This is a genomic window from Chamaesiphon sp. OTE_75_metabat_556, from assembly GCF_031378165.1.
Taxonomy (GTDB): domain Bacteria; phylum Cyanobacteriota; class Cyanobacteriia; order Cyanobacteriales; family Chamaesiphonaceae; genus Chamaesiphon.
In genome coordinates, this window is record NZ_JANNDR010000098.1 from 1 (window position 1) to 11841 (window position 11841).

Here is an 11841-nt window from a genome sequence, read left to right on the forward strand (position 1 = left end):
CCACAAAACACGAGTCATTCCGATCGTTCTGAGATCGATCGATTGGCATAGTTTCCCGATCGCCACCCACATCAATGAGTAAAATAAATCAGTGAGCCAATCGCAATGAACGACCCGATCGAAGCCCTTTGTACCGTCTTATTGGATATTGCCAAAACCTCTCCAGGTGCCAATATCAACGATGTAATGACGCGGCTCAAAAGCGAACTCGATCGAAATGGTGCATTAACCAATGCCATACAAACTGATGCGCGGATGCTCCAGATTAATCTGGGTCAATCCAAAGGCTATCAGGTGCTAGTCGAAGGCAATGCCACCGCCTATATTGGCGATCGATATGAATTTGAGGCTGAGGCTGTCATCAAAGCTTTGGGGCAATTACTAGATGATATTGCCCTGAGCCAGAGTCCGGTTGGTACGCCTCAAAATCTGCCCCGCAGCGGTGTAGTCGAATTTGTGGGTCGCGATTCTAAACTAAAGGAGCTACATGAACAACTTCAGAATAATCGACGGATCGCCATCGCCGCAGTTCAGGGCATGGGCGGCATTGGTAAAACCGAGCTAGCACTGCAATACGCGATCGCTCAGTTGCAGCAAGGCAAATACTCCGCTGGACTCTGTTGGCTCAGAGCCAGAGATCGAGAAATAGCGACTGACATTGTGAACTTTGCTCAAGTCCACCTGGGCTTAAAACTGCCCGAACAACTGGAAATCGATGCTCAAGTGGCGTTTTGCTGGCAGCGGTGGCCGGAGGGTGCAGCTCTGGTGGTTCTGGATGATGTGACCGATTACCAAGCGATCGAGCCTTATTTACCCCCAGCAGATCCCAGATTCAAGCTACTGATTACGACTCGGTTAGATTTAGGCTCCACCGTTCAGAAGATTGCCATTGAAGAATTGGATGAAGACAGCGCGATCGCTCTTTTAGAATCATTGGTGGGAACGGAGCGAATTCGATCGCAGTTAATTGATGCCCAGGCTCTTTGTAAATGGGTGGGATATTTGCCCTTGGCTTTGGAATTATTGGGAAGATTCTTGGCGCGGAAGTTGGATTGGTCGATCGATCGACTCCTCAAAGCACTGGAAGCGAAGCGTTTAGATGCCAAGGCTTTGGTTGAGACGGAAAATGGGATGACGGGGCAATTAGGTGTGGCTGCTGCTTTGGAATTGAGTTGGCAGGAATTGAATGAAGCGGAGCAAGAACTGGCTTGTGTGTTGGGGATGTTTGCGATCGCGCCGATTCCTTGGTCGTTGGTGGAAAGTTGTCAGTCGGAGGTCGAACCTGACGATCTGGAGGACACTAGGGACGATGGTTTGATGGCTCGTAGTTTGTTGAAGCGGGTTGGTGAGAGTCGGTACCAGTTGCACCAAATCGTGCAGGAATATTTTCGGATTAAGTTGGAGCAGAGAATCGATCGAGGTCAAATTCTTAAAAGTGGCTTCTGCCAGACAATGATTGGAATCGCTCAAAATATTAAAGAACCTCTGGCAATTGATAAAGCTAAAGAAATTAGTGTCAAAATCCCTCATTTAGAGGAAATTGCAACCCAATGGATAAATATTTTAAGTGATGATGAACTAAGTTGGCCTTTTCTCGGAATAATTAGATTTTACAAAAGTCAGCGTGATTATTCTTTAAGTGAATCATGGTGCCATCGTTGTTTGGAAATAATAGAAAAACGGTGTAGCAATCGACATCATGAAGTTTGCTATATCTTTCAAGAGCTTGTAGATATATATCGTAATCAAGGTCAATATCAGGAAGCAGAAGGTATTTGCCTACAATCATTAAATATACGAATTGAGATTTTTGGAAATACACATACAGATGTTGCGACTAGCTACAATGTTCTTGCTGGAGTTTATTGCGATCGAGGAAAATATGAAGAAGCAGAGTTATTCTACCGAAAAGCTCTAAATCTGATGATTAAATTATTAGGTGAAAGCAGATCTGAGACTCTATGCGTCAAAAATAATCTTGCAAAAACTCTAATAATTCGAGGAAAATACGAAGAAGCAGAATTACTATTGGTTCAAGTAATTGAATTGATTGAAGGATTGTTGGGTAAAGATTCTATTGATATTATTAATCCTATGAGCAACCTAGCCGCTCTTTATAATAATCTAGGAAGATATGATGAAGCAGAGAAGCTCCATAAACAAGTCTTGGATGCAAAGATCGAGAATTTTGGTGAACACGATCTCAGGGTTGCTACCACCATGAATAACTTGGCATTGGTGTATTCAAATCAAGGGAAATACAAAGATGCTCTATTTCTATTTGAAAAATCACTAAAAATAAGCAAGGCTTCATTAGATGTAGATCATCGGGAAATTTATACAACTATTGCCAATATAGCTAAGTGCCATCAAGATCTAGGTGAACTGACAAAAGCTAGAACATTATATATCGAGGCACTGGAAGGCAAGAAAAAAATACTAGGAGAAGAACATTCTGAGGTTGCTACGATTTTAAACAATCTAGGCAAGCTATCTTTCGATCGAGAAAGATATGATGAGGCTGAATCATTTTATCTTCAATCACTGCAAATGAGGATAAAGTGTCTTGGCGATGATCACTTTGATGTTGCAATGACTCGATGGAGCTTGGGTGTTCTTTATCAGCACCAGAAGAGATATGTAGAAGCAAAAGATCTATACCGCAAAGCCTTTGCCATTGCCCAATCCAAACTAGGTTCAAATAATCCTACGACCCAAAACATCCTAAGCTGGCTCAATTCTCTGCCCCATCCCTCTGCATAAAGCTAAAAGCGATTCGCCATTGACGACGCTGCGCAATCGACTCGATCAAGACAGCATTTGACAACGACAACACCACTCAGTCAAAAAACTTATCCTGAGATTAACCCCAATTGCTGCGGTAAACGAGTATATCTTTTCCCAACTTGATTCTGCCTCACCGCTAACCCGATCGCCTATCATGAATAAATAGTGCAGGTTAGTATGGAGCAAGATCGCAATGAATGCAAAACTGGTAGACTCCCTAGCCCAAATCATTCAAACACTGACAGATGCCGAACGGAAAGAGCTAGATACCAAACTCTCAACTCCAGCCCAAAATAGCAAAATCACTGATAGATCGACTCGTTTTCAGCAGTGGGATCGTCTAGTTTCTGATGCTGATGCAGCAGAGTTGAAAGCCGAATTTGCCCAAGAAGACATAATTTTTGCTGAAACCATCCTGCCAGAATATTCCTCAAATCTTCAACAAGAGGATTACGCGTGAGCCGTGGTGACATCTACCTTGCAGATTTAAACCCCAGTAGAGGTTCAGAACAAGCCGGAATACGTCCGGTTGTTGTCGTACAGCGGGAGACGATCGATAGATTCACCCAAACAGTCGTGATTGTGCCGCTCACTTCTAATCTTCGCCGCTCGAACATTCCTGGAACCATTATCGTTCCCGCCGAAGAAGGTGGACTCACTCAAGAATCTGTGGCACTCTGCTATCAAATTGCCGTTATCGACCGACAGCGACTAATCCGTCAACTTGGTAAGCTCTCGTCATTGTATATTCAACAGTTAAATGAAGCTCTGATTTATACCTTGAAATTAGATGAATCGATCGGCGAAGTAGAGTGAAACTGATGTATCTCGATTGATCGAGAAGTTGTAATTAAGTATTTTGAGGAACTTAAAGACACAAAAACAATCACGTCGAAACATCGATCGAAGAACAAATAATGGCATTGCTGGACACAGGTATGATTTTCGACCGTTGCCATCACCAATATTTAGGGTAGGGGCAATGTCTTGTCTTGCTAAACCGTCGGGGAACAAAGGCGTGCGCAAGCCGCTGTCTTGTCGGTTTTTTTATTCGGAGGGAACCTCCGAATAAAACCGCCGCTTCATGAATTGCCCCTACCCTAAATCCATACTAAATATCCAAATCCATTAGACCCAATTTCGGCCCATAGGTTTCGATAAATTCGCGGCGCGGTGCTACACGATCGCCCATCAGAATAGTAAAGATTCGATCAGCTTCAGCAGCATCTTGAATCTCGACCCGTTTGAGCGTACGCGTTGCCCGATCCATCGTGGTTTCCCACAACTGTTGGGGCATCATTTCTCCCAAACCTTTGAATCGCTGAATTGTATAGTTGGCATTAGCTGGAAATTCAGCAATTTTCTGTTGCAATTCGCGTTCGCTATAGCAATAGTAATGATTGCGTCCCCGTTCTAATTTATAGAGCGGTGGGCAAGCAATATATACGTAGCCTTCCTCGATCAATGCTCGCTGGTAGCGATAAAAGAACGTCAGCAATAGCGTCCGAATGTGGGCACCATCGACGTCGGCATCCGTCATCAAACAAATCCGGTGATACCGCAATTGTTCGGATTTAAAATCTTCACCTTTGACACCCAAACCTAATGCGGTAATTAGAGCTTGAATTTCGGTGTTTTTATAAATCTTAGCATCGTCAGTTTTTTCAATGTTTAAAATCTTACCGCGCAGGGGGAGGATTGCTTGGAAACGTCTGTCCCTGCCTTGTTTTGCCGACCCCCCTGCCGAATCGCCTTCGACGATGAAAATCTCAGATTCACTAGGATCTTTGGAGCTACAATCTGCTAATTTACCAGGTAAAGTTGAAGATTCTAAAACTGATTTGCGGCGAACTAATTCCCGCGCTCTTCTGGCTGCTTCTGCTGCATTAAAAGCCTGAAGTGCTTTCTCTAAAATCGCATCGGCAATATTGGGACGAAACTCTAAATATTCAATTAAAGCTTCGGATACGATCGAGTCTACAATCCCCCGAACTTCACTATTGCCTAATTTAGTCTTAGTTTGGCCTTCAAATTCAGGATTGGGGACTTTAACTGAAACAATGGCGGTTAAACCTTCCCGAATGTTTTCACCACCAAGATTGGCGTCACCTTCTTTGATTTTATTGCGTTTACGACCGATCGCATTCATCGTCCGAGTTAAGACAACTTTCAATCCGTCTAAGTGCGTCCCGCCTTCCTTGGTTTGAATATTGTTGGCAAATCCTAAGATATTATCGCTATAGGCATCACTACACCATTGTAGAGCCACTTCTACCTGAACTTTATTCTTCTCACTTTGGATATAAATTACTTCTTCATGGAGGGGCTGCTTATCGACATTTAGATATGCAATATACTCCCGAATCCCGCCTTCATAGTAGTAATTTTCAATCTTGGGTTCGTTATGCTCTAACAGTTCTAGTCGATAATCGCTAAAACTAATCCGCAGTCCGGCGTTGAGATAAGCTAACTGTTTGAACCTCACTGCGAGGGTATCAAAGTCGAAGACAATCCCCTCTTTGAAAATCTCGATATCGGGTAAAAATGTCACGGTCGTACCCGTCCGATCTTCGGGACTCGGTACGATATCCAATCCGGTTACTGCTATGCCTTTTTCAAATTTCTGGGTATGAATTTTCTGATTTCGCCAGACCTTGACCTCGACATTAGCTGAGAGTGCGTTGACGACCGAAATCCCCACACCATGCAAACCACCAGAGACAGTATAACCACCATCCCCGAATTTACCGCCAGCGTGCAGTACGGTGAGTACGGTTTCGATCGTGGATTTACCCGTTTGGGGGTTAATCCCAGCCGGAATCCCGCGTCCATCGTCGATGACAGTAATCGATCCATTGGCATTGATGGAAATGTCGATATTTTTGCAATGACCAGCCAAAGCTTCATCGATCGAGTTATCCGCAACCTCATATACTAGGTGATGGAGTCCCGTCGCCGAAGTATTCCCGATATACATCCCCGGTCGAACGCGGACGGCTTCTAGTCCCTCCAGTACCCGAATGTTGTCGTCACCATAATCGCTGGTCATAAACGATGCTCCAATAATGAGTCACAAGCCGCTATTGGCTGTACTGATGATAAATCACTCCAAAATTATAACACAAATAGGCTATGGACGAATCTAGATAGTCCTGGGAATATCTTTAATAGAGGGTAGATGGTAGTGAGTAGTTGGCAGCAATATATTCGATCGACTTTACTCTGACGCTCTACCCTCTGTCTTGATTCGCTACCCTTTACTCTCTATTTCCTATGCTTATAGTTATCTGTGGTGCGACAGCTACCGGAAAATCAGGACTGGCGATCGCGATTGCCCAACGTCTCAACTCACCTATTATTAGTGCAGACTCGCGGCAGATCTATCGAGAGTTCGATATTGCTACGGCCAAGGTTTCGATCCCAGAGCTAGCATTAGTACCACATCACTTAGTTAGTACATCAGATCCAGATTGTACCGTAACTCTTGCCGAATATCAATCGCAGGCACAGGAACTCATCGATAAATTTCATCAGTCGGAGCAAATCCCGTTGTTAGTGGGGGGGACGGGACTATATATTAAGTCAGTGGTGAAGGGGTTGAAGATGCCCCGAGTCTCACCACAGCCAGACTTACGATCGCAGTTGCTCGCTTTGGGTCAGGTGCAATGTTACCAGATCTTGGCACATCTCGATCGGCTGGCCGCTCAAAAAATTCATCCTCATGATGCGACTCGCACGGTACGGGCTTTGGAAGTTTATTATGTCACGGGCAAAACGATTTCTAGTCAGCAGGACGAAGATCCACCCAGCTATCCAATTCTCCAGATTGGATTGGATTGCGAACGGGTAGATCTACTCGGCAAGCGCATTGAGCACCGCACCCAGCAAATGATCGCTTTGGGTTGGGAAGATGAGGTGAAATATTTGGGGGCTAAATATGGCTGGGATTTACCGCTGCTCGATACCTTGGGTTATGCCGAAATGCAGCAGTATCTTCAGGGTGAAGTTAGTTTAACAGAAGCGATCGAGCTGACGATCGTCCACACGCGGCAATTTGCCAAACGCCAACGCACCTGGTTTCGATCGATTTCCGAAATTGAGTGGTTCGATAGTGACGATCCGATTTTAGTCGATCGTGTCTGGGATCGAGTACAACAATTTCGATCGACACACATTTAGACACCAACTCCCTCTTTTACCCCACTCCCATCCGGTGGTATAGCAGCTCCCAACTCCCCACTAACGTCTAACATAAGAAAGAGTGCCACAGAGTAAAATCGGTCATGAATAGTAAAGTGCATCCCCTGCAACGATTGTTAGCCTACGGACGCCAATATCGGGGCAATGCTTGGCAAGCAAGTATTTCCTCAATTTTCAATAAATTATGCGATGTTGCGCCAGAAATTCTGATCGGGATCGCTGTAGATGTCGTTGTCAAAAAACAAGATTCATTCCTGGCAACATTGGGGATTCAGAATGTCGAGCAGCAATTGATCGTGCTGACGATAATTACTGTGATTGTCTGGGTGTTAGAATCCTTATCTCAATATGTATATACCAATCTCTGGCGCAATCTCTCCCAAAAAATCCAGCACAATCTCCGACTGGATGCCTACGGACACATTCAGCAATTAGAATTAGCGTACTTTGAGAATCAAAGCACGGGTAATTTGATGGCAATTCTCGGCGATGATATCAATCAGTTAGAGCGATTTTTAGATGTTGGTGCCAATGAAATCATTCAAGTACTGACTAATGCGATCGTTATTAGCGGTGTATTCTTCATTCTGGCACCTTCATTAGCATGGTGGTCGATCGTCCCAATTCCAATTATTATTATCGGTTCGATTTGGTTTCAAAAAAAACTCGCACCTTATTATACTAACGTTCGGGAAAAAGTCGGTTTATTAAATGGTCGGCTGGCAAATAACTTAGGTGGAATTACCACGATCAAAAGTTTCACTACTGAAGCTTATGAACTCGATCGAGTTCGTGCAGATAGTGAAGCCTATCGTCAGAGCAATCGTCGGGCGATTTCCATCAGTGCGGCATTCGTACCCTTAATTCGGATGGCAGTGTTATTTAGTTTCACCATGACACTACTATTGGGTGGAATTGCGGCTGTAAAAGGTCAATTGGGCGTTGGTACTTATAGCATCCTCATTTACCTCACGCAGCGGTTATTATGGCCGCTGACGCGCTTAGGTGAGACATTAGATCTCTATCAACGGGGGATGGCTTCAACTCATCGAGTGATGGATTTATTAGATACGCCAATTGCGATCGATTCAGGCACGATCGCTTTACCACACGTTCGGGGTGAGATTGAATTACGGGACGTAACTTTTGCTTATCCAGATCGATCGACTGTAGTTAAAGAGTTATCCTTGAAAATTCCCGCTGGTAAGACGATCGCGATCGTCGGGGCAACTGGTTCTGGCAAAAGTACTTTAGTAAAACTCTTATTAAGGCTTTATGAAATTCAGTCGGGGGTAATTACTTTAGACGGGATTAATATTCAAGATTTACATCTGGTAGACTTGCGGCGCGCGATCGGATTAGTCAGTCAGGATGTGTTTTTATTCCACGGTTCGGTACGAGAAAATATTGCTTATGGTACTCCCGATGCCACTCTAGATGATATTATCGCGGCTGCCAAAATTGCTGAAGCTGATGAGTTTATCGATCTATTACCAGATAGTTACGACACTATTGTCGGCGAGCGGGGACAGAAGTTGTCTGGGGGACAACGCCAACGAATTGCGATCGCCCGTGCGGTTTTAAAAAACCCGCCAATTTTAATTCTCGATGAAGCGACATCTGCTGTAGATAATGAAACTGAAGCAGCTATTCAAAGATCTTTGGATCGAATTACGCTCGATCGTACGACAATTGCGATCGCCCATCGACTTTCTACCATCCGCAATGCTCATCAAATTTATGTGATGGAACGCGGGCAATTAGTTGAAGCGGGTACCCACGATGAATTATTGACACTCGATCGCATTTATGCAGGATTATGGAAGATTCAACAGAATGCGAAGGTTGCTGCGTAGATGCCCAAAAGGGTTAGCAAAGAGACGTTACGGAATATCGCATAATTCCCTAGATCTGTAGGGGTATCCCTGTCTTGTCGTTTTTCTATTCGGGGGGAACCCTAGACATAAAAACGCCCCTTGTGGGTACCCACAAGGGATACCCCTACAATATTGTCTGCGCTATTCTACCCCGCAACCATGCTAACGCTACATATAGTCTGGCATCGCCTCAGCACTGTCTTTCTTCGAGCCGAGTAGATCGAGACTATCAACCTTGATCACGGGGCGAGAGCGTTCGGTACCTGTCGCTTTATCGATCCAAGTTTCGACTTCTAGCGAACCTTTAATCCCGATTTGACTGCCCTTTTTGGCATAGTTTTTAGCAATTTCGCCAGTTTTGCCCCAGATTTTGAGGTTAAACCAGTCGGGTTGATCTTGATTCTTACTGCGACGATTGACGGCGAGAGTGAGCGTACACACGCATTTTCCCGAACCCTCAAACCATTTGAGTTCTGGATCGCCGCCAACTCTTCCCACCAGATGAACAACATTAAGACTCATACTAAAATAGTAGTTATGTACTTTATATCCTATTCTAACTCAAAATGACTAAGATTTTTTCATTTCTCTGACCCATTTACCTAGAACAGCAGAATGCCCCCACCAGAACGGTACCCCGTTTGGTGGTGGATTGGTCGGGTCACCCGACCAGTAGATGAATGCGAGCTGTACCACCGTAGAACGATTGCACCCGCCCACTAGACGCAAAGGCGTAGCCAGCGGGAGATGGGCGGGTGTATGAGTTCACTGCACAAATTCATTGCTTAATCAATATTTTAAACGACTAGGAAGAGTTCATCTCAAAATTCAACGCTAACGGAAAGATTGGGCGATTAAGCAAGCCCGAAACGTAGTGATATCTAACGATGTTGTGGTGTATGAAAATTTGCAGATTGCGAACATGGTCAAAAATCATCATTTGGCTAAGTCAATTTCCGATGCTGGTTGGTATCAATACACTCAATGGCTAGACTACTACGGCAAGATTTGGGATAAAGCAGTTGTGGCAGTATCGCCAAACTATACGTCTCAAGATTGCTCTAATTGCGGTCATCGGGTCAAAAAGTCCCTCAGCACCAGAACCCAGTCATGTCCTAATTGCAAAATTGAGATTTGTCGCGATACGAATGCGGCTTTGAATATCTTGCATAAGGGATTGAACATTCTTGGTGTTGAGTGGAATAAACACAGTACTTCTGGGCAAGAAGGATCTGCCTCTGAGAATGAGGGAAAGCGCGGGGAGAGATGTACCTCTACAGTCGATGAGTAATCAAAGACTGCAAGTAATTCTCTGTGAACCGCGAATAAGAATCCCCCGCTATATCGGTTACGGTGGTACAGGATTAGCGGCGGGAGTATGTCAAGTAAATTCATCTCCGCTTCTACCTCATCTGTTTGGGCTGTCGAACCCATTGTTTTAATCTTCAAACCTAGCTCTACTACTAAAATCCGAATAAAAAGCTCGATTAAGCGTCCCGAAAACTCGTGTTCTTCTAACGGCATCGTAATTTCTAAAGTTCCTCGATCGAATGTCAATTTTGCAGCACGTCGATCGCCCAAAATCTCTAGTAGTTGCCGATAACCCTGCCAATTAATATTTCGTAACTACTCAGGCTTAAAAAATTAGGAAGGTTTGGGGATAAGCGGTAGTGATAGGTGTAGAGTCAAGTCAAGAAATCGAACGGACAGCAGAGCATTGAAGCAGGCATCTCAAAAACTAACCATTAGCACAGAAGAAATCCGTGCCTGCTATGCCCAAGGGGAAGAAGCAGTGATTGCGTTGGTGGAAAGTCTGGTGGCGCGGATTAATGCACTAGAAGCACGGATTGAAGTATTAGAAAATCAAAAAAGTAAGGACAGCAAAAATAGTAGCAAGCCACCATCAGGGGATGGATTTGCGAAACGAACAAAAAGCCTTCGCACCAAGAGTGGTCGTAAAAGTGGCGGACAAAAAGATCATCCTGGCAGCACATTAGAATGGTGTGGAGAAGTAGATGAAGTATTTGTCTATCCAGTTGTAGATTGCAAAAGTTGCGGTGCATCACTGGAAAATGTAGAAGTATTAAATTTGAGATGCAGCCAAGTTCACGAGCTACCGCCAATAAAATTGGTGGTACACGAACACCAAGCAGAAGAGAAGTGTTGCCCAAAGTGTGGTGTTCTTGATGCCCTTAGACTCGTTTTCATGGAAACGCCACTTTTTCCCACTCTTCAGCCTGAGTAGTTACGAATAATCCATGTCCTGGTGAGCAAATAGCCGTAATTTCACCACTGTTCAAACAGCCTAAAACCCTTGCTGGAAAGCGAATGTAAAAGTTATTCTCAATGTTCAAAACAAATATTTAAACTTGAATTAGAGTGGGAATTACCCACTCTGAATTTACTACATTGCACCCAAAACCCGATCGAAAATACTCACAGCCCGATCGATCTCCAACTCAGTTACAATTAGTGGCGGCACAAACCGGACGACTTTTGGCCCCGCAGGGACTAATAATAAACCCAATTCCATCGCTGCTTTAACTACGTCGATTGCATTAATTTTACTCTCAGATTGCAACTCTAATCCATTAATTAAACCCCAACCCCGAACTTCCGAGATGGCGGGATATTTTGCAGCTAACTGTTGTAAACCAGCCCGCAATTGTTCGCCCCGTGCTTGGACATTGGCGAGAATATTTTCCCGTTCCAATGTTTGACAGACTGCTAAAGCCACTGCACAGACAAAGGGATTTCCGCCATAGGTACTTGCATGATCTCCAGGCTGGAATACATTGCAAGATTCTTTGCATAGCGTCGCGCCAATTGGAATCCCACCGCCTAAACCCTTGGCACTAGTGAAAATATCTGGCTCGATGCCTAATTGCTCGTAACCCCAATATTTCCCCGAACGTCCCATTCCCACTTGTACCTCGTCGAGAATTAGTAAAATTCCCTTCTCATCGCATAGTTTCCG

9 protein-coding genes and 2 pseudogenes are annotated in these 11841 nt (G+C 44.4%); 7 read left to right on the top strand and 4 right to left on the bottom strand.

Going from position 1 to position 11841, the window contains the following annotated elements:
* Positions 1 to 105: 105 nt before the first annotated feature.
* The 3 genes from RMO27_RS04330 (at position 106) to RMO27_RS04340 (ending at position 3603) form a co-directional block, all read left to right on the top strand.
* On the top strand, positions 106 to 2763 hold the full coding sequence (locus tag RMO27_RS04330) for a tetratricopeptide repeat protein (protein ID WP_309729476.1): 2658 nt from the start codon (positions 106 to 108) through the stop codon (positions 2761 to 2763).
* 217 nt (positions 2764 to 2980) lie between these two features.
* Positions 2981 to 3247 carry a hypothetical protein gene (locus RMO27_RS04335; RefSeq protein WP_309729478.1) on the top strand — a complete coding sequence of 89 codons (267 nt, stop codon included), beginning with the start codon at positions 2981 to 2983 and terminating at the stop codon, positions 3245 to 3247.
* On the top strand, positions 3244 to 3603 hold the full coding sequence (locus RMO27_RS04340; RefSeq protein WP_309729481.1) for a type II toxin-antitoxin system PemK/MazF family toxin: 360 nt from the start codon (positions 3244 to 3246) through the stop codon (positions 3601 to 3603). Before RMO27_RS04335 ends, RMO27_RS04340 begins: the two co-directional genes overlap by 4 nt.
* A gap of 295 nt (positions 3604 to 3898) precedes the next feature.
* Here the strand turns inward: RMO27_RS04340 and gyrB are convergent, their stop codons facing one another.
* Positions 3899 to 5836 (bottom strand): DNA topoisomerase (ATP-hydrolyzing) subunit B, encoded by a 1938-nt coding sequence (gene gyrB, locus RMO27_RS04345; protein WP_309729483.1) that lies wholly within the window; start codon positions 5834 to 5836, stop codon positions 3899 to 3901.
* A 224-nt stretch (positions 5837 to 6060) separates the two neighbouring features.
* Between gyrB and miaA the strand changes: the two genes are divergently transcribed.
* The gene (miaA, locus tag RMO27_RS04350) at positions 6061 to 6966 is read left to right on the top strand and encodes a tRNA (adenosine(37)-N6)-dimethylallyltransferase MiaA (protein ID WP_309729485.1); all 906 of its coding nucleotides are present in this window, start codon (positions 6061 to 6063) and stop codon (positions 6964 to 6966) included.
* Positions 6967 to 7070: 104 nt separating this feature from the next.
* Entirely contained in the window at positions 7071 to 8843 is a 1773-nt protein-coding gene (locus tag RMO27_RS04355) for an ABC transporter ATP-binding protein (RefSeq protein ID WP_309729488.1), read from the top strand.
* Between the two features lie 189 nt (positions 8844 to 9032).
* On the opposite strand, the gene RMO27_RS04360 is transcribed toward RMO27_RS04355, so the two are convergent.
* Positions 9033 to 9386, bottom strand: coding sequence for a single-stranded DNA-binding protein (locus tag RMO27_RS04360; protein WP_309729490.1), 354 nt, complete (start codon positions 9384 to 9386; stop codon positions 9033 to 9035).
* 277 nt (positions 9387 to 9663) lie between these two features.
* Between RMO27_RS04360 and RMO27_RS04365 the strand changes: the two are divergent.
* Positions 9664 to 10306, top strand: a pseudogene (locus tag RMO27_RS04365) (RNA-guided endonuclease InsQ/TnpB family protein); the annotation flags it as partial.
* Here RMO27_RS04365 and RMO27_RS23725 read toward each other — a convergent pair.
* Positions 10287 to 10487 (bottom strand): annotated as a pseudogene (locus tag RMO27_RS23725) (Uma2 family endonuclease); the annotation flags it as partial. The pseudogenes RMO27_RS04365 and RMO27_RS23725 sit on opposite strands and share 20 nt — an antisense overlap.
* 94 nt (positions 10488 to 10581) lie before the next feature.
* Between RMO27_RS23725 and RMO27_RS04370 the strand changes: the two are divergent.
* On the top strand, positions 10582 to 11109 hold the full coding sequence (locus RMO27_RS04370; RefSeq protein ID WP_309729494.1) for a DUF6444 domain-containing protein: 528 nt from the start codon (positions 10582 to 10584) through the stop codon (positions 11107 to 11109).
* 159 nt (positions 11110 to 11268) lie between these two features.
* On the opposite strand, the gene RMO27_RS04375 is transcribed toward RMO27_RS04370, so the two are convergent.
* Positions 11269 to 11841, bottom strand: a 573-nt coding sequence (locus RMO27_RS04375) for an aminotransferase class III-fold pyridoxal phosphate-dependent enzyme (RefSeq protein ID WP_309729498.1), incomplete at its 5' end; no start/stop codon positions are given.